19 protein-coding genes are annotated in these 18,844 nt (G+C 47.4%); 15 read left to right on the forward strand and 4 right to left on the reverse strand.

All coding sequences use genetic code 11. The features are described 5' to 3' along the window. The first annotated feature begins 208 nt into the window (after window positions 1-208). A complete protein-coding gene (locus tag AC1DVJ_RS06085) occupies window positions 209-1,618 on the forward strand; it encodes a hypothetical protein (RefSeq protein ID WP_477589151.1) in 1,410 nt (469 codons plus the stop codon). Window positions 1,619-1,901: 283 nt separating this feature from the next. Here AC1DVJ_RS06085 and AC1DVJ_RS06090 read toward each other — a convergent pair whose 3' ends face one another. Further along, complete coding sequence (locus AC1DVJ_RS06090) at window positions 1,902-2,762, reverse strand: metallophosphoesterase family protein (RefSeq protein WP_477589153.1); 861 nt, start codon at window positions 2,760-2,762, stop codon at window positions 1,902-1,904. A 366-nt stretch (window positions 2,763-3,128) separates the two neighbouring features. On the opposite strand from AC1DVJ_RS06090, the gene AC1DVJ_RS06095 reads away from it, so the two are divergent. The 3 genes from AC1DVJ_RS06095 to AC1DVJ_RS06105 are packed head-to-tail and all read left to right on the forward strand — an operon-like array spanning window position 3,129 to window position 5,073. Further along, window positions 3,129-3,497, forward strand: a complete 369-nt coding sequence (locus AC1DVJ_RS06095) for a GntR family transcriptional regulator (RefSeq protein WP_477589155.1) — start codon at window positions 3,129-3,131, stop codon at window positions 3,495-3,497. Beyond that, complete coding sequence (locus tag AC1DVJ_RS06100; RefSeq protein ID WP_477589157.1) at window positions 3,497-4,393, forward strand: ABC transporter ATP-binding protein; 897 nt, start codon at window positions 3,497-3,499, stop codon at window positions 4,391-4,393. The genes AC1DVJ_RS06095 and AC1DVJ_RS06100 overlap by 1 nt, the downstream gene beginning before the upstream one ends. Continuing rightward, complete coding sequence (locus tag AC1DVJ_RS06105; RefSeq protein ID WP_477589159.1) at window positions 4,390-5,073, forward strand: hypothetical protein; 684 nt, start codon at window positions 4,390-4,392, stop codon at window positions 5,071-5,073. The genes AC1DVJ_RS06100 and AC1DVJ_RS06105 overlap by 4 nt, the downstream gene beginning before the upstream one ends. A 53-nt stretch (window positions 5,074-5,126) precedes the next feature. On the opposite strand, the gene AC1DVJ_RS06110 is transcribed toward AC1DVJ_RS06105, so the two are convergent. Continuing rightward, window positions 5,127-5,663: an SRPBCC family protein gene (locus AC1DVJ_RS06110; RefSeq protein ID WP_477589161.1), complete on the reverse strand. Its 537-nt coding sequence runs from the start codon at window positions 5,661-5,663 to the stop codon at window positions 5,127-5,129. 47 nt (window positions 5,664-5,710) lie between these two features. Then, window positions 5,711-6,046 carry an ArsR/SmtB family transcription factor gene (locus tag AC1DVJ_RS06115; RefSeq protein WP_477589162.1) on the reverse strand — a complete coding sequence of 112 codons (336 nt, stop codon included), beginning with the start codon at window positions 6,044-6,046 and terminating at the stop codon, window positions 5,711-5,713. Between the two features lie 277 nt (window positions 6,047-6,323). Between AC1DVJ_RS06115 and AC1DVJ_RS06120 the strand changes: the two genes are divergently transcribed. Next, window positions 6,324-7,034, forward strand: coding sequence for a 3D domain-containing protein (locus tag AC1DVJ_RS06120; protein ID WP_477589164.1), 711 nt, complete (start codon window positions 6,324-6,326; stop codon window positions 7,032-7,034). A gap of 33 nt (window positions 7,035-7,067) precedes the next feature. On the opposite strand, the gene AC1DVJ_RS06125 is transcribed toward AC1DVJ_RS06120, so the two are convergent. Next, window positions 7,068-7,946, reverse strand: coding sequence for a lysophospholipase (locus tag AC1DVJ_RS06125; protein ID WP_477589165.1), 879 nt, complete (start codon window positions 7,944-7,946; stop codon window positions 7,068-7,070). A 251-nt stretch (window positions 7,947-8,197) separates the two neighbouring features. Between AC1DVJ_RS06125 and AC1DVJ_RS06130 the strand changes: the two genes are divergently transcribed. The 10 genes from AC1DVJ_RS06130 (at window position 8,198) to AC1DVJ_RS06175 (ending at window position 18,693) form a co-directional block, all read left to right on the forward strand. Beyond that, a complete protein-coding gene (locus AC1DVJ_RS06130; protein ID WP_477589166.1) occupies window positions 8,198-8,494 on the forward strand; it encodes a LiaF transmembrane domain-containing protein in 297 nt (98 codons plus the stop codon). A gap of 46 nt (window positions 8,495-8,540) precedes the next feature. After that, window positions 8,541-9,236 (forward strand): PspA/IM30 family protein, encoded by a 696-nt coding sequence (locus tag AC1DVJ_RS06135; protein WP_477589168.1) that lies wholly within the window; start codon window positions 8,541-8,543, stop codon window positions 9,234-9,236. Continuing rightward, window positions 9,205-9,684, forward strand: a complete 480-nt coding sequence (locus tag AC1DVJ_RS06140) for a PspC domain-containing protein (RefSeq protein ID WP_477589169.1) — start codon at window positions 9,205-9,207, stop codon at window positions 9,682-9,684. The genes AC1DVJ_RS06135 and AC1DVJ_RS06140 overlap by 32 nt, the downstream gene beginning before the upstream one ends. A gap of 3 nt (window positions 9,685-9,687) precedes the next feature. Beyond that, on the forward strand, window positions 9,688-10,374 hold the full coding sequence (locus AC1DVJ_RS06145) for a PspA/IM30 family protein (RefSeq protein WP_477589171.1): 687 nt from the start codon (window positions 9,688-9,690) through the stop codon (window positions 10,372-10,374). A gap of 225 nt (window positions 10,375-10,599) precedes the next feature. Continuing rightward, the gene (locus AC1DVJ_RS06150) at window positions 10,600-12,105 is read left to right on the forward strand and encodes a sugar ABC transporter ATP-binding protein (protein ID WP_477589172.1); all 1,506 of its coding nucleotides are present in this window, start codon (window positions 10,600-10,602) and stop codon (window positions 12,103-12,105) included. Window positions 12,106-12,115: 10 nt separating this feature from the next. Next, on the forward strand, window positions 12,116-13,117 hold the full coding sequence (locus tag AC1DVJ_RS06155) for an ABC transporter permease (RefSeq protein ID WP_477589173.1): 1,002 nt from the start codon (window positions 12,116-12,118) through the stop codon (window positions 13,115-13,117). 63 nt (window positions 13,118-13,180) lie between these two features. After that, window positions 13,181-14,185: a substrate-binding domain-containing protein gene (locus AC1DVJ_RS06160; RefSeq protein WP_477589175.1), complete on the forward strand. Its 1,005-nt coding sequence runs from the start codon at window positions 13,181-13,183 to the stop codon at window positions 14,183-14,185. Between the two features lie 108 nt (window positions 14,186-14,293). After that, complete coding sequence (locus tag AC1DVJ_RS06165) at window positions 14,294-15,910, forward strand: response regulator transcription factor (protein ID WP_477589177.1); 1,617 nt, start codon at window positions 14,294-14,296, stop codon at window positions 15,908-15,910. Next, window positions 15,907-17,697 carry a cache domain-containing sensor histidine kinase gene (locus AC1DVJ_RS06170; RefSeq protein ID WP_477589178.1) on the forward strand — a complete coding sequence of 597 codons (1,791 nt, stop codon included), beginning with the start codon at window positions 15,907-15,909 and terminating at the stop codon, window positions 17,695-17,697. The genes AC1DVJ_RS06165 and AC1DVJ_RS06170 overlap by 4 nt, the downstream gene beginning before the upstream one ends. 15 nt (window positions 17,698-17,712) lie before the next feature. Continuing rightward, a complete protein-coding gene (locus AC1DVJ_RS06175) occupies window positions 17,713-18,693 on the forward strand; it encodes a substrate-binding domain-containing protein (RefSeq protein WP_477589179.1) in 981 nt (326 codons plus the stop codon). Window positions 18,694-18,844: the final 151 nt, after the last annotated feature.

Here is an 18,844-nt window from a genome sequence, read left to right on the forward strand (position 1 = left end):
ATACAATTTGTGGATTAATGAAGCCAAAAAGGAGAAATCACGAATTACTGATATAGAGTAAGAAAAGAAGCACGGATCTAAAGTAGATCTTTGCTTTTTTTTGTATAGAGCGGACAATTATAAAACCATCTTAATAAAGGGAATATCTGGATAATGTAGAATCTGATAGGGATACAATGACTATTTTAATCCTATTGGAGGTAGTGCTTTGCTTAACATCTCTCGATTCTTACTGACTGTAGCTATTCTTGTTTCCTCTTATTCGATTGGGGCCACAGCATCTTTTGCTGATTCTGCTTCGTCGAATTGTGCACGACAAGACATCACATCTCAACAATCTTCCAAATCATCGTCACACATCCCTGATCTGAAAACCATTACGCTTATGGAAGAGACGGAACTTTATGATGAAGTGTATGCGAATTGGACAACAGGCTCAATATCTCCACAAACGGTTGAAGTCGTAGATCGGAAAGTGACTTATAAGCTGGATGGCGAGCAAAAGAGTTGGTACAAAATTCGAACATGGCTAGGTGATAAATGGGTTCACAGTAATTCTGCAAAACCTGGTGATCAGAAAATGGTGAGCACGAACATGATGCTGACTGGCGAAGAAACGCTATATGAGTTTAATGCTGGATTCATGGGGAGCAGCGCGAGGATTTCTGCACAAACGGTAACTGTAAAAGGAGAATGGCAGGGATATTATTTAATCGATACGTGGTTGGGTGAAAGATGGATCGCCCCTGTACATAGAGTTTGGACGGATATTCGAAAAATGAATGTTCCAATTCCGATCGCAGAAAAGACGGAACTCTTCACACTACCTGATGAAGGCTGTAGCACGAATGCGTATCTGTCGGTAAAAACGGCGGTTGCGTTCGAGCAAGTAAGTGATTGGATTCATATCAGAACGAATCAAGGAACCTTTTGGATGAACCCCAAGCTATCCGTGTTTAATATCGTAGATGCCGGAGGTTACTTGGAAGCTAGTATCGTACGTGCTGAGTTAGTAGGCACAATGACTAAGCTAACGATGCAGGTCAGGTTGACAGATAAGTTAAAGGCTTGGAGTCGTCCCCTTCAATTAACACCGAGTTTTGCACTATATGACGGGCAGGGAATGTTATTGGCTTCCAATATCGGAATGGGGCCAATTGCTTTTAAAGCGGATGAAATTAACCGATTCGTGGTGTATGCGCAGGGTGATGTCACGAACTATGCGTTAGCGACGTCCAAAATCTATACGTTAAACAATACGGCACTCCCCGATTCCACTGCTTCATGGAGCGGGCAACAATTTAATTTGACGTTGATGGATCCCAATAATCCTGAAGTGCGTGTGGGAGAAGTGACGGTAGCAAGAACAGGGGGACACACCATTGTACGTGGCAAAATTAAAGTCGCACTCCCTAATCTGAATGATGTGAATGCAGCTCTTGCATTTTACAATGATAAATCAGAGCTGATCGGTACGGTTACGATTAAAGGCGCATATGGCAATATCGGTCCTTACGGGGATACGACTTTTCGATTTGAAGCTATTGGTAAAGGCGACTTTACTGCCTACACAACTGTGAAGCTCACTGTAAACTCTCTGATTAAACCGAATCAGTGAGTACATTTAAGAAGAGCAAGAGACCGTTCCTATATGGAAGGGTCCCTTTTGCAGTGCAGGACTTGTTATGAATCGTTAGTCTCGATAATCGGACTTAAATGAGCCGAATTGCCCAAAAAGAATACGTTAATTCGATTTTACCGAACTATTTGGCCGATTAACGTGGTGACAGCTGGTTACGGGCATTTTAAGTGGGTGAAATCGAACTACTGCGGCTAAAAGTCCCCGACATTCGCAATTAAGCAGGCAAAATCGAACTACAGTAGGCGTAACGGTGGGCGGCCTATTTCACATCATACCCCTTCGCGATGGATGGTTCTATCCATCGCTTTTCTGTGTGTTCACGGCGCAGTATGACGACGCGATCTGGGTAGACGTCAACGACGAGGCTCTGGCTGAGCGACCGAGTTTCGGGCTCGTTCTTAGCACTCCATACCTGGCGGATGGAGGCGCTGGAAGCGGCAAGAAACTTCAGCTGCTTCACTTGGTTGGTTGTTTCGATATTCCAGTGGGTGTGCCCACTGAACAAAATGACGTTCGGGTGCGCGTCGAGCAGCGCACGCAGTTCCTGGTGCTGGACGACGCCCAGCTCCAGATCCGTGCCATCCAGCGTGCGCGGCAGCGGCTGGTGGAGGAACACGAACACGGGCTTGCTGGCATCCGCAGCGCCCGCGTCCGTGAGCCGCTCGCGCAGCCAGCTGAGCTGCGCGGGGGAGAGGAACGCATCCTCGTTGATGGATGCGTCTACGTCTCGGTACGCTTCCCCGCTAAGGAACAGGAAGCGGTAGCCGTCCACGACAAGCTCGTGATACGGCTTGTCGTACCCCCAGATGCGGTCAAACAACGCGACCGCTTTCGTACTTGACCACGAAGGATTCATCTTCGTGTAATCCATCTTGCCATCCGGCTTGTGCCACACCCCGTAGTAATCATGGTTGCCCATGGTCGCATGCACAGGGGCATGGGGCTGGCGGCTGAGCAGCGCCATCAAGCTGCGATAATCACCCTCACTGCCATTCGTGAGGTCACCGTTCAGGACAAGCAGCTTACTGTCGGGGCGCAGTTCATGGTGATCTACAAGCGCTTGCCGTAGAAGCAACTGGGAGGCTGTGTCCGACGTCATGATATGAAGATCGCTCAGCACCGAGAAGGAGAATAAAGGTGCAGCAGTTAGTGACTCCGTTCTTATCAATTGTTCTTGTCCTTGCCCTTCCTTCCCGGAAACCCGAACCCCAACAGGGTGAATCACCGCCAACCCCAACAAAACGACCAAACTACTCCGTATGAGAAATAGAAACATAGAGAACCTACCTTCCTATAAAGTGCGACATGATGCCACTGGTCAATTTCAATTCCCCTTACAACCATCCAATATTGGTATTCCCCTTTAAAATGGGAATTATTTAACTACCCATTTATTTGTAATGTGCTTGACATGGCGCTTCATTGGTTGTATGGTTAATTACATGAGTGACTAACCAATGTAGTGACGAAAGCGGTGGTGAGAATTGTGGGATTTATGATGGACGATAGCCGCCCGATTTTTGTGCAAATCGCAGAGCAGATTGAAGATGACATTATCGAATCACGTATGCCGGAAGAATCGCAGGTTCCTTCAACGAATCAATTTGCAGCCTTTTATCAGATCAATCCGGCAACAGCGGCCAAGGGTGTTAATCTGCTGGTGGACCAAGGGATTTTATACAAGAAGCGTGGAATTGGCATGTTTGTAGCGGAAGGAGCGCGAATCAAGCTGATGGAGAAGAGAAAAGAACTATTTTATGAGCAATATGTGGTGACGATGGTGAGAGAAGCTGAGAAGCTGGGGATCACAGTTGAGCAGCTAACAGAAATGGTGCGGAGAGGGGAAAAGGTCTAATGACGAACATTGTGGAAGTGAAAGGACTTACGAAGTCCTACGGCAAAGTGACAGCAGTGGATCATGTAAGCTTTAAAATTGAAGCGAACAAAATTTACGGCTTACTCGGCAGAAACGGCGCAGGCAAAACAACCATCATGCATATGATCTCCGCACAACAGTTCGCGACAAGCGGTGAGTTGAAGGTGTTTGGCGAGGAGCCTTTTGAGAATAGCAAGGTGCTGAATCAGATTTGTTTTATCAAAGAAAGTCAGAAATATCCGGATACTTTCCGTATTATCGATGTGCTCGAGGTTGCCAAAACCTTGTTCCCGAACTGGGATGACGCGTTTGCCTACGCACTAATTGAAGATTTCCGACTTCCGATCAAAAGGAAAATTAAAAAGCTGTCCAGAGGCATGCTGTCCTCCGTAGGGATTGTGGTTGGGCTCGCAAGTCGCGCGCCATTAACAATTTTCGATGAGCCGTATCTCGGTTTGGATGCAGTAGCTCGAGTACTTTTCTACGATCGTTTACTGGAAGATTACGCGGAACACCCGCGTACGGTCATCCTTTCCACTCATTTGATCGATGAAGTGAGTCGCTTGCTGGAGCATGTCCTAGTGATCGATAATGGTAAATTGCTTTTAGATGAGGATGCAGATGCGCTTCGCGGTCGTGCTTGTACGGTTTCTGGTTTGAAATCAGCCGTAGACGCATTCGCACGTGGAAAAGAAGTGCTGGAGCGAACGGTGTTTGGTTCTGCTGGAACTGCGACAATCATCGGCGCCATCACAGCGCAGGATCGGAAATATGCAGAGGAGCTAGGGCTTGAATTTGCTGCCGTTTCCATCCAGCAGCTCATTGTTCATCTGACACGCACGCAAGTAGTGGGAAAGGGGGCTGAGTCCGTATGAACCGAGTCAATCAAATGGTTAAGCTTCATCTAAGGAACAAGAACACGTGGTTTTTGGTTCCATGGGCCATCCTGGGCGCTAATTTTCTGATCAATGCTTTAATTGCTACTTCATTGAATGACGGTGAAGTCATGAATACGGGCGCAATTGCCTCCATCTTTATCTACTCATTAATAGCAGGTACGCTGACGATTAAAGAAACATTTCCTTTTGCAATAGGTCTTAGTATTCGCAGAAAAGATTACTTCTTGGGCACAGCCTTGACTGTCCTCTTGGTGAATACCATTTCAGGGATCGCCCTAACCATTCTTTCGGCTATTGAAGAGGCCACGAATGGGTGGTATGTGGAGTTGCATCTGTTTAAAATCGGATTCCTTAGCGATCTACCGTATATTGCTATACTAGGTATTAATATCATCCTGTTGATACACTGTTATTTCCTCGGATTTGTCATTTCGAGCTTGCATCGCCGTTTTGGCAGCATGTCCATGTATATCTTCTTTACCGCGATGTTGCTGATCGGGACGATCACATCCTACACGATGACGAATTTCGATCTTTGGAACGATTTGGGCCAATGGATGGCTCATCATTATCTGGAATTGTTCTGGTGGATGATTCCGTTGGTAGTCATCTACTCGCTCATCTCCTACGGATTGCTTCGCAAAGCTGCTGTATAAATCAAGAAGAGCCCCAGAAGATAAAAACTTCTGAGGGCTCTTTTTCTTATCTATTAAGCGTTGATTTTCACCAAATATTCGTCCAATTGATTGAATGTTCCGCCGAAGCCTTCTTCCATGGAACCTTTCATGGAGGCGAAGAAGTTCAATTCTTCCTCAGTCGCGTTGATCGGGCCTCCGCGCATAGTGAGAATTGTTTTGCCGTCTTCTTCAGTGAATGTTAGGTGATTCATAATTTCTACTGGGAAAACTGGGCTAAATGGGGCGCGAATCACATTACCCTCTGCATCAGCGAAGGAGCTCACGTAAGCTAACGTCTCAGGTGCAGCAACTTCTTGATAAACGAATTTGCCAAACATTTCAAAGCCCTCAGGTGACTTCATCGAGTAGTGGAAGCTGCCGCCAGGGCGAACATCTAAGGATTCTACCGTAAGTTTCATACCTGTAGGTCCCCACCATTCTGCTAAATGCTCTGGTGACGTCCATACTTGGAATACAAGCTCGCGAGGGGCGTTAATGATGCGGGTAATCACCAATTCTGAGCCATCACTCTTCATTTCATATTTGTATGTTGCGTTTTCTTGTGTCATTTTCCATGCCTCCATTTTTCTGAAATTGGTTCCTGACTGGATCAGGGTTATTCCTGATCCGTCGGTTTGTTGTTTTTGGCTTGGAGTGCTTCAATATAAGCCTCCATTCGATCGAATTGCGTTTCCCACAGGCGCCTAAAGGAACCGAGCCAAGTATCAATAGCTTGAAGGGACTGCGGCCGCAGTTTATAGACCCTTCGATTCGCTATCGGCTGTACCTCCACGAGTCCTGCTTCGCTAAGTACACGCAAATGCTTGGAAACTTGCGGCTGGCTGAGACTGAGCCGTTCGACGATTTCCCCTACAGTCAAAGGACCGTTTCGCAAAAGCTCAACGATGTGTAAGCGATGTGGTTCGGCAAGAGCGCTGAATATCGTATTCATGAACACAATATACCTCGAAAGGAATATTCCTGTCAAGGAATATTCGAATGAAAATAATTTCATGGATCAGACCATGTCGGATCGTTTCTATTTGTGATGGATACCATCTATAGGTTAACTATCCTAAGCAGAACGAGATAGAAATATACAAAGCAGTCTTCATTGTTTTCTCGTATGTATCTACCTATCTATCATTTATTTCATAGGGAATGTATAGAAATTCATATTTCAGCCGAGTCTAGTAGCTATAACTCTATTAACTTTTCGAGGAGGAACTATGGCTGTGATGTTTCGTAAAATATGTATTTCGACCTTATCCCTTACTGTGTTGCTAGGATTGTGGTTCATGCAAGCAAAAGTGTATTCCTTTCCGACGAGTGATGAGGATGGGGAAATGTCGCCTGTCTATGTGGCTACTTCGAATGAAAGCTTGGATAAACCGATCGAAGAAGCGCCAACCGCTGAAGTTGAGAAAGCTACGACTGCTTACAAAGTAAGCTCAGGAGATACCCTATTTAAAATAGCAAAAAGCTTCGATATCGCCGTTGATGACCTCATAGCTGCGAATCAAATTTCCAATCCGAATCAACTGGCAATCGGACAAAGTCTGACGATCCCCGTCATAGCCGCTGGAGCCTCATCGTCCGATGGACAGCCGAAAATTATTAAAAAAGTAATCAATACAACGCTAACCGCGTACACCGCGGGCTTTGAATCTACTGGCAAAAAAGCGTCTCACCCTACCTACGGCATTACCTATAGCGGTATCAAAGCCAAAGAGGGACGCACGATTGCCGTGGATCCAGCGGTCATTCCATTAGGATCAACCGTGTTCATCGAAGGCATTGGCATTCGGAAAGCGGAAGATATCGGATCAGCGATTCGCGGTTCTAGAATTGATGTTTTCATGAATGATTTGGGCCAAGCTCAGGAGTTTGGTGTGAAAAAGAATGTAAAGGTTTACGTGTTAGATAGGGAAACCGCGTGAGAACTAGATGAAACGAAGGAAAGACCGACAGTCCTAGACGTCGGTCTTTTTTGCGTATTTAGATCTTGGGTTATCAGATGTAAGCGAATGCTGATCCAACCAACCTACTAGATCAGATAGGAAACGATCTCGTCCTAGGTCGTCAAAGGGACGATGTCGCATCGTTTCATAAGCATAGCTTGTTTTATTTTGTGAACCCACCAATTGCAGGAATTGTTCCAGTTTCTCAGGAGGAGTCAATTTATCTTCTCGGCCATATTGAAGGAGGAGAGGGAGTGTAATCGAGTGTGCTTGCTTCATCAGTCTTGGAATGGCCTGACTTAAACCAAGTCCTAGGCCTGGCGTTACGGTACTATGTCGTAATGGATCTGATTGCAATCTCGCAATCATGTCGGGATCTTGAGATAATCCTTCGACGGTGCCTGATTTTTGTATGGTGAGTTGTGGCCGCAGCTTCCCTAGAAGCTTAATGAGCCATTTTTCGAAGGTTGTCATTTCATACGAAATCGCAGGGGCTACCAAAACGAGTCCGCTAATCCCGGAAGCATGATCGAGCACATAGTTCGCACTAATCACGCCACCCATACTGTGACCGATGATAAAGAGCGGCAACCGAGGATTCTCTGATCTAACGAGTTCTCTAAATAGATGCAAATCCCTTTGGTATTCATTCCAGTTACGGATGAACCCGCGAATACCCGGGCTTCTTCCATGACCGCGCGAATCTGCAGAATAAACGATATAGCCGCCCTGTACGAGCGCTTCACTCATATTCACTAAACCGCCGCTATGGTCTCCATGACCATGGACAGCGATAACAATGCCTTTGGCTGGTACATCTGACGGAATAGCTCTTCTATAGAAGAGTTCAACACCGCCAGTTCCCTGAAATGTTCCTTCAGTAACGTTCACAAGAGAATCCTCCTTACGCAATAAGCGATATAGTTCGAACTAACCCTTATTTTAGCATACACCGTAAATCGCACTCACGATAATTTAGACAACCAGGAGGGAAAGTGCCTGTCTATCACAGGTCGTAGACCCACCCCGACTAAGGTCTAGGAGCAAATACCGTCCATGGTCCGTTTTGGAAAGCTGGGATTTTACCTAGAATAAAGACATGAACAAGACAACAGCAAACAACGAAAGGCGGTGACGAAACGATGAAAAGAAATACAGGGTTTGCCGCTCTGCTAATCGCATTCGGCGCACTGATTTTATTCAATAAGCTAGGCTTTCACTTAGGAGACTTTATAGGTTCAGTGCTGGGATACGTAATTCCTCTAATTATGGTTGGACTTGGTTACGTGGGCATTAAGAACGGCAACAAATTAGGATGGATCATTGCGGGAATCGGGATCATCATTCTAGTAAGTAAGCTGGCAGGTTGGATCATTATCTTACTTGCGATCGGGTTGATTGGATATGGTGTATCGATGTTAAAAGGAAGAACGGCGTAACGTAAGGCCGGAACCGAATACAGAGAGTGAAAAAGGTGGAGTGAAGATGAGCCTATTTAGGCGGATGAGAGATATAACCGTGGCAACTTTGAATGAGCATTTAGAGAAGTCAGAAGATCCGGTACGCTTGATTGACCAATACTTAGCGGCCCAGCGTGAGCAGCTGCAGCAGTCCGAAAGGCTGTATCAGCAATGCGTCAGTCACGCAGCATCACTTCGGCAGCAATACTTAACAGCACTTGAAACGAAAGAAAAGCGCGAGCATCAAGCGCTGCTGGCCTTGAAGGCTGGCGAAGAGCACATGGCAAGAATTGTACTGCAAGAGAAGTTGCAGGCGGAAGAGAAAAGCGTGCAATATCATGAATTGTATGAGCAGGCGAAGCAGTCCATCCTTGAACTTGATGAGGAGCTGCAACAGCTGAAAGCCGATTACAAAGAAGTCGCAGACAAACGTAGCTACTACTTGGCTCGTATGGAGTCCGCCCGCTTGCAGCAGCGTATGCATGCTCGCAGCAGTGTTACACAAGATGGAGCACCGCGGATGTTCGGCCGATTGGAAGAGCGCGTATCCGATATGGAGCTGCATGCCAGAACACTTCGCGATGTCCGCCGAATGGGCCGCGAAAGCTACTACAGCGGGGGCAACCCAGCTGTAGATGCGGAAATGGACGCACTTCGCAATAGACTGAAGCAGGAGGGAACACAGGATCATGAACAAACTATATCGCTCACGAAGAGATAAGAAACTTACGGGCCTATGCGGGGGACTTGCAGAAGCCATGAATGTAGATGTCACACTATTACGTTTACTAGTCGTGATCACCACGTTTTTTACCGGAGGCACCGTCATTTTCATCTACTTTGTAGCGGCGATTGTTATTCCGAAGGAACCTGGGTTTGATCAGCCCCCATTTGATCCCTATGCGAACTCATATGGTCGTCAAAACTATTCTGGTGGCGCTTGGAATCAGCATAAATCCCACCACCATCAGCATAAATCCCACCACCATAATCACCACCAAGCTCCAAATCATTATGCCTCATATGAACCTAGCCAACCAACGAACAACATCGATGAGATGATGAAAGACATTGAGAAAAAAGCGTTGCAAAGAGAAGTAGATGAACTAAGAGCCAAAGTCGCTCGCTTTGAAAAACAAACATTGGATAGTAAAAAAGGAGACGTGTAAACCATGGGTGTATTTACAAGAATGAAGGATATGACGAAAGCATCAATTCACGAGGTATTAGATAAAATTGAGGATCCGATCGTGATGTTGAACCAATATCTGCGCGATATGGGGCAAGAAATCGCTCAAGCTGAAGTAACCGTTGCACGCCAAATCGCAAGTGAGCGCAAGCTGAAGCAGCGCCTTGAGGAATCCGTTCGCCTAGTGGCTGACCGTGAAGTGAAAGCTTCGGCGGCGATCAAAAACGGCCAAGAAGCGATTGCTCGCCAAGCTGTTGAAGAAAAGCTGTACCACGAAGATAAAATTGTTGAGTACACAGATCTACATGCTGCTGCGAAAGCACATGCCGACGAGCTGACACAGCAATTGCACGAAATGAAAGATGAATTCTACAAAATGCGTAACAAACGCAACGAGCTTGTATCTCGTGCTCAATTGGCGAAAGCCAAGAAACAAATGGCGCAAGTATCCTACAACGGTGTGATCGAAAGCGGCAGCGCATCCCGCGGCTTCCAACGCATGGAAGAGAAGATCATCCAGCTTGAAGTTGAAGCTGAGATCGCTCGCAAGCCATACGTGCCTGCTGGTTCTGTTAACAGCTATGCACCGATCGACACAGCAAAGCAAGCTAAAGTGGATGAGCAGCTGAACTTGCTCAAAGAGAAATTGAACGGTCAAGCTGCTGAATAGCAGCTGCTGAAAGCTGAAAGCCCCTCCTGGTGAGGGGCTTTTTGGTGTTTATACCCTAACATCAGAAAGACCCGACACCCCGCCCCGAAAGGTTAGCGCATTCACAAATCAGAAGATTTTCAATGTTTTTGAAGAGATTTATCCACTCTCATTCCAGCTTTTGGCAAGTAGAATGAATTCATAAGCAAGGCATAAGACGAACTGGGGTACGAGGTGAGATAGACGATGAGTGAAGAAATTTTGCTTAGGATGGAAGGGATTGAGAAGCATTTTCCTGGCGTGCACGCGCTGCATCAGTGCCAGTTGGCATTAGCGGCTGGTGAGGTTCATGCGCTGGTTGGTGAGAATGGAGCAGGGAAATCGACGTTGATGAAAATTGCCACGGGTGTGTACCAGAAAGACGAAGGACGCATCCTCGTGAAGGGGAAACAAGTGAGCATCCCCCATACAAGAGCAGCACAGCAGCTAGGCATATCGATGATTCACCAAGAGCTGAATCTCATGCCGGATTTGACGATTGCTCAAAATATTTTCATCGGCCGCGAGCCGAGACACGGCATCAAGCTGTTCGTTGACGAGCGCAAGCTGAACGAGCAGGCGCAGCTACTCCTTGATCAAATGAATCTGCAGCTGGATCCCCGAACGTTGGTGGCGGATTTGACGGTTGCCAAGCAGCAGATGGTTGAGATCGCAAAGGCGCTATCTTTTCAATCAGAGGTGCTGATCATGGATGAACCGACCGCCGCACTAACGCATGCCGAGATTGAAGAACTGTTCCGAATCATCAATCAGCTGCGCGCCCGGGGTGTGGGTATTGTCTACATTTCACACCGTATGGAGGAGCTGAAGCGAATTAGCAATCGCATCACGGTCATGCGTGACGGCCGCTATATTGATACCGTCCAGACGGAGACGACGTCGATCGATCAGATTATCTCCATGATGGTAGGTCGGGAGCTCTACGTCAGTCCGAATCAGCAATCGACTACCAGCTCGCAGGCGAAGGTGCTTGAAGTTTCCAAACTAAACCGCGGCTCAGCGGTAAAGGATGTTTCCTTCCATCTGGCCAAAGGAGAAATCCTCGGCTTCGCTGGCCTCATGGGAGCGGGGCGCACGGAGGTGGCTAGGGCCATTTTCGGCGCAGATGCCATTGATTCTGGCGACATTCGCATCCACGGACAGCAGGTCCGGATACAAGCCCCGCATGATGCAGTCAAGCAAGGCATCGGGTATTTATCCGAGGACCGCAAGCGCTACGGGCTCATGGTGGACATGGATGTGAAGATGAACATCGCGCTCGCATCTTATCGCAAGGCAAGGCGGGTTTTTGGCTGGATGCGTGACGGTGTTATCGCTCAAACAGCGCAGCACTATGTGGAAGCGCTTCAGATCAAAACGCCGACCATTCATCAGCAGGTAAAATTCCTTTCCGGCGGTAACCAACAGAAGGTCGTTATCGGCAAATGGCTGCACCGCAACTGCGATATTCTCATCTTCGATGAACCGACGCGAGGGATTGATGTGGGAGCCAAAACAGAGATTTACAAGCTGCTCGATGAACTCGCGGCGCAGGGGAAATCGATCATTATGATCTCCTCGGAGCTGCCTGAAATACTGCGCATGAGCCATCGTATTATGGTCATGTGCGAAGGACGCATAACCGGAGAACTCACACAGCAGGAAGCAACACAGGAAGCTATTATGAGATTCGCTACGATGCGGATCAGTTAGGAGGAGTCCCATGTCTACATGGCTTGCACAGAGAAAAATCGTTCCTACTTTGTCCAAACAAAGCGGGGCTGCACAGAAGCTGTTGGCATTCGCCAGCTTGATCATGCTCGTACTCATCTTTTCCATATCATCAAGCAACTTTTTCCAATTCGATAACCTAGTCGCGATCATGCTTTCAACCGCCGTTATTGGGGTTCTAGCCTTGGGCTCTACGTTCGTTATCATTACGTCCGGTATCGACTTGGCCGTAGGAACAGTCATGACTTTCTCCGCCGTGATGGCTGGTGTGATCATCACGACGTGGCAATTGCCTATGCCGCTCGGCATACTCGGAGGCATACTCGCCGGAGCGATTTGCGGTCTCATTAGCGGGTTGCTCGTAGCCAAAATGAAAATTCCGCCCTTCATCGCGACGCTCGCCATGATGATGGTGACGAAGGGCTTATCGCTCGTTATTTCAGGTGCGAAACCGATGTATTTTAACGACACACCAGCATTTACGAATCTTTCAATGGGCTCGATCGTCAGTGATATCCTGCCAGGCGTAGAGATTCCGAACGCGATTCTTATCTTCTTCGGAGCCGCGATTGTGGCCAGCATTATTTTAACCAAAACGATTATTGGCCGTTACAACTTTGCCCTAGGGAGCAATGAAGAGTCCACGAGACTCTCAGGTGTCAACGTCGACTATTGGAAAATCGTCATTTACACACTCACAGGAGTATTCAGCGGGATTGCCGGCATTATGATGGCCTCAAGGCTCAACTCCGCACAGCCCGCACTCGGATCTGGCTATGAGCTGGAAGCGATCGCAGCCGTCGTTATTGGAGGAACTTCCCTCAGTGGGGGCAAGGGCTCCATCCTTGGAACGGTCATCGGGGCGCTGATCATGAGCGTGTTGACGAATGGACTGCGGATTTTATCCGTGAAGCAAGAGTGGCAGACCGTCATTGTCGGTATCGTGATTGTATTGGCTGTTTATGCAGATATGATGCGCCGTCGCAAGAAATAACCTTGGTATTTACTCCATCAGGAGTCCTATACAAATCAAATTAGGAATAAGGGGTGATCAACCGTGCAAAAACGGACTAAGAAATTTGCAGTAGCGTCATCATTAATCTTACTATCCGCTATTGTTTTGAGTGCATGCGGTTCCGAGACGAAAACAGCAACATCAACTGCAGGAACAACGACAACAGCCGTGAAATCAGATAAGATGTACATTCCTGTTATCTCCAAGGGCTTCCAGCATCAGTTCTGGCAAGCGGTTAAACAAGGTGCTGAGAAAGCAGCTAAGGAATTTAATGTTGAGATTACGTTTGAAGGTCCTGAAACGGAAACACAAGTCGATAAGCAAATTGAAATGCTGCAAGCGGCACTGGGCAAAAAGCCTGCGGCAATCGCTTTCGCTGCGCTTGACAGCAAAGCAGCATCACCGCTGCTAGAGAAGGCTAAAACGAGCAAGATCCCGATTATCGGGTTCGACTCTGGTGTTGATAGCGACATTCCGGTAACGACTGCCGCTACGGATAATAAAGCTGCTGCAGCACTCGCTGCTGATAAAATGGCTTCACTAATTGGGAACGAGGGCGAGATTGCTCTAGTTGTGCATGACCAAACGAGCCGTACAGGTGTTGATCGCCGAGATGGCTTCGTGAACCAAATCAAAGCGAAATACCCGAACATCAAAATTGTTGATACGCAATACAGTGGTGATCAACTGAAAGCAACAGACTTGTCCAAGGCCATCATCCAAGCTCACCCGAATATCAAAGGAATCTTCGGTTCTAACGAAGGTGCGGCAATTGGGGTTATTAACGGAGTTACAGAAAGCAAAAAAGACGGCAAAATCGTAGTTATCGGCTTCGATTCCGGTAAACAACAAATGGATGCGATCAAGAGTGGTAAAATGGCTGGAGCCATTACACAAGATCCAATCGGTATCGGTTACTGGTCCGTGAAAGCAGCTGTGCAAGCGGTTAAAGGCGAAACGGTTCCGAAAAATATCGACACAGGCTTCCACTGGTACGACAAAACGAACATTGATTCAGCGGATATCAAAGCGCTTCTATACGAATGAAATGAGCAATGAGGCTGACCCCCACGGGCAGCCTCTATTGCCAGTTCTTGAGACTGCTGTGTACAATACACATAGAGCCTAATTCGATTTCGCCAGAGGTGAACACGCATGTACACAATCATCATGATTGATGATGAGGATGAAGTCAGAGAAGGCATTAAGAAGAAGACGAACTGGGAAGCATGCGGCTTCCAGCTTGTCGGCGATTACGATAATGGCCGGGATGCATTTGAGGCGGTCGAGCGGCTGCAGCCGGATGTTGTCATAACCGACATTAACATGCCATTCATGGACGGGCTTCAGCTTACAGAGAAGATTGTCGCCAAGTATCGCACCATCAAAGTCGTAATTGTAACCGGTTACGAGGATTTTGAATATGCGAAACAAGCGATTAAGCTGAAGGTCAAAGACTATTTGCTGAAGCCGATCAATAGCGCAGAATTCACCGAATTCCTGCAGAAGCTATGCCTCGAGTTAGACGAGGAGCGCAAGCAACGGGAGGACATCACGTTCCTTCGTCGTCAGTTTCAAGAGAGCATGCCACTGTTAAGAGAACGATTTCTGGAGCGGTTGGTTACGTCCGGTATGAGAATAGATGAGATCGAGCGGAAGCTGCCGATGTTTGGTCTACATTTGAACGGAGCGGGACATACCGTACTAGCATTGGATATTGATGATTTTGGGCGGGAGCTGTACAGCGACCAAGTGGCGGAAGAAGAGCTGCTGCGATTTGCGGCTTATAATATTTTGCATGAAATTGTGGAGAAGGAGCATGGCGGTACGGTTTTCCGATCCCGTGATGATAAGCTTGTCGGACTCGTTTCTGGGCACCAGGAGCAGGTCGAGGTCATCTGTCAAACGCTTGCCGAACAAGTGAGATATAGCATTGAGAAATATTTGGGGATGACAGTCACGGTGGGCACTAGCCGCATGTACGAGGGACTGCAGGAGCTGCCGAAGGCTTTTCAAGAGGCGCTTACGGCGTTAGATTATCGCTTTCTGCTTGGCAACAATCGTATCATCGCGATCGGGGATATGGAGTTCGGGAGCAGCTCGGACAATACCAGCTATGTGCGGATGGAGAAGAGACTGATCTCAGCGATCAAAACCGGGGAAAAGTCCGTCATTTCCCAAACCCTGCATGATTGGATCGACGATTTGAAGAAATCGGCTTGCCCGATGGAGACCTGCTATGGCAAGCTGCATAAATTGCTTGTCGCCTTGATGAATGCTGGGGCGGAGACTGGGCTGGATGAAGGAGACATGCTGGGCGATCACTCGTTTATGGAACTTTATTCACGCAAAACATTAGATGATGTGCGGCTTTGGTTAGAGGTTATTTGTTTAGCCTTCGTAGATCGGCTCGCAGAGAAACGAACACATGTGTCGGAGGCGCAGCTCGAGTCGGCTGTAGCCTATATCCATGAGCATTATGCCGATGAGCAGCTTTCGCTGCAGCAGGTATGCAATCATATTTATATGAGCATGAGCTACTTCAGTGCCTTATTCAAGCCGCATACAGGAGAAACCTTTATTGAGTATGTGACGCGTTACCGTCTGGATAAAGCCAAAGAAATGCTGGCAACCACACAGCTCAAAACGTATGAGCTCGCTGCCAAGGTTGGCTACGGGGATCCGCAGTATTTTAGCGTAATATTCAAAAGACATACAGGCATGACGCCGAAGGAGTTTAGAGCCGCCAACAAGGCTGGGCTGAGCTTATGAGAAATGTACTTCAGGCTTTTCAATTCAAAAGCATTCATACCAAATTTGCGTTGGCCTTTTCTTGTTTAATTTTATGCACAACGGTTATTCTCAGCTATAGCGCGTATCGACTCTCAACGGTTGCTGTAACGGATGCTTCGTTGACCTATACGAATCAGCTGATCGAGCAAGTGAATAAGAATATCCAAACCTATATCGGCAACATGGAGAGCATTTCTACCCTTTCCTTGAGTAACACCGATCTAAAGCAATATCTTTCTTTGAAAAATCCGCAGCAACCCGAAGCGCTTCAATTGGAGCACCAGATCAGCAGCTATTTCAATACGATTGTTGCATCGCGAAATGATATCGCTTCCATTGTGTTCATTGGTTCCAACGGTGCCGTTGTTTCGGATCGGGTGGCACCCGAATTTAAGCCCTATGCTGAGCTTATTTCTCAGGAATGGTACACGAAAGCGAGCAGGAGCAAAGGGGATATCGTGATTTCGTCCTCCCATGTGCAGCATGTGTATAAAGATGAATATAAATGGGTCGTTTCGATCTCGAAACAGATGCCGAACCCACAGCCAGGCGCGGCAAGCGGAGTCCTGCTTGTTGATCTGAACTTTAACCTCATTAATGATCTATGCAATCAAATTCAGTTGGGCCAGCGGGGCTATGTATTTATCCTCGATCAAAGCGGTGATCTGATCTACCATCCACAGCAGCAACTGCTGTATTCCGGTTTAAAACCGGAGGATATTCGGGCACTGATGCAAGCCCAGAACAGTACGTTCGAGACGGTGACGTCGGATGAAAATAAGATCTACACCGTGCGCACCACGAACTTTGGTTGGAAAATTATTGGCGTGACCTATGCAGGTGACCTAAGCGGGAACAAAAAAGACATGCAGCTGACCTCCGTCATGTGGGGCGGTATTGCGCTTATTATTGCGCTAGCCATTTCCATCTGGCTGTCGATTACGTTAACCAAACCGATCAAGCAGCTGGAAGTGCACATGAAGCAGGTGGAGAAGGGTAACTTCGATATCCGCGTCGATGTGGAAGGTGCGAACGAGATCAGCAAGCTGTCGCGGACGTTTAATCTGATGATTGGCAAAATCAAAGAACTAATGAACCAGACGGTACTGGATCAGGAGGTCAAACGGATTAGCGAGCTTAAGGCGCTGCAGGCGCAGATTCAGCCGCATTTTCTCTATAATACGCTGGATTCGATTATTTGGATGGCGGAGATGGGCAAGGTTGATGATGTCGTGACGATGACTTCGGCGCTGTCCAAGCTGCTTCGCTCGAGCATTAGCAAAGGAGAGGAACTCATTCCTATCYGTGTGGAATTGGCCCATATCGAAAACTATTTAACGATCCAAAACATCCGTTATCGCAATAAGTTTACTTACGAAATCGAGGTAGAAGCGGATCTGTTGGAGGATCGTAGTTTGAAAATCGTGCTGCAGCCGCTGGTCGAAAATGCGATTTATCATGGCATGAAGCATTTGCCAGAAAGCGGGCATATCCGCATAACGGGACGGAAGCATGATGGTGTTATCGAGCTGAAGGTGATGGATAACGGTGTTGGGATGAGCGAGGAGCAGCTGAAGGCTTTGAAGATGAAGACCCATCAGCCGCAATCAGGCAAAGGCTTCGGTTTGCATAATGTGAATCATCGCATCCAGCTGTATTTTGGAGAGCTATACGGCTTGCAATTCGAAAGCGAGCTCGAAGAGGGTACAACGGTCACGATTACCTTCCCTGAAATTTCGTCGAGCCCAGATCAAAGTGAAGGCTAGAAGTGAGGTGATCCATTGAAAATAAGAGTTGGCGCTGTCATGATTACGCTTGCTGTAGGTATTTTCCTGATCTTAGGGTATCTAGTTGTCTCTAAGAGCCTGAGTGAGAAGAATGAATCCATCATTTTGATCCCGAAAACGATTGATCCGCATGTGGAATTTTGGCAGGTGCTGAATCAAGGTGTCTATGCAGCCGCGAAAGAGTACAATGCGGAGATTAAGATCATGGGGACGGCATCCGAATCGCAAATCGATGAGCAGATTAAGCTTGTGGAACAAGCCATAGCTGAGAAGCCGAAGGCGATCATTCTGGCGGCTACAGATTATAATCGCTTAGTTCCCGTTGCGCAGCATGCAAGAGATGAAGGCATTACACTGATCACGGTAGATTCGGGTCTTGAAGGCGGCATTTCATCAAGCTTAATTGCGACGGATAACTACGCGGCAGGACGGAAAGCTGTGGAAACGATGAAGGGCTATGTGCAAGGGCCAGCAACCTATGCCATTGTTAGTTTTGTGAAAACCTCGAACACCCAGATGGATCGTGAGAATGGGGTGCGAGATAGTCTGAAAAGCGATACTTCGGTTAAGCTGCTAGATACGTTGTATAGTAACGGGTCCGAGGACAAGGCGTATGAGCTGACAAAGGAGCTGCTTCGGGAGCATTCAGATATCAGCGGCATATTTGGCTTGAATGAGCCATCTACCATGGGCGCGGCGCGTGCACTGAAGGAGTTGGACCCCGACCGAACGATCAAGCTTGTGGGCTTCGACAGCTCAATGAATGAAATCTCCTTCCTGGAGGCGGGGATTTTGCAGGGGACAGTCGTACAGAAGCCTTTTAATATGGGCTATCTAGCTGTTAAAACAGCCCTCCAAGCTCATCGTGGCGAATCCGTCAAACGGATGATGGATACGGGCTCCGAGGTCATCACCAAAGAGAATATGTATACGAATGAGAATCAGAAGCTGCTGTTTCCTTTTGTGGGGAAATAGGATGGGGAGGATAACCTGCGACAGAAGGGACTTCCTCAATTTCGAGAAATTCAGACAAACGCTACCGCCATTCCGCAAAATTTCCCAGGAAATAGTAAGCGGATTGTCGAAAGTTAAGGATATTAATATTATTCTAGGGAAAAAGAGTCGG

The organism is Paenibacillus sp. P4_A9, assembly GCF_056402415.1.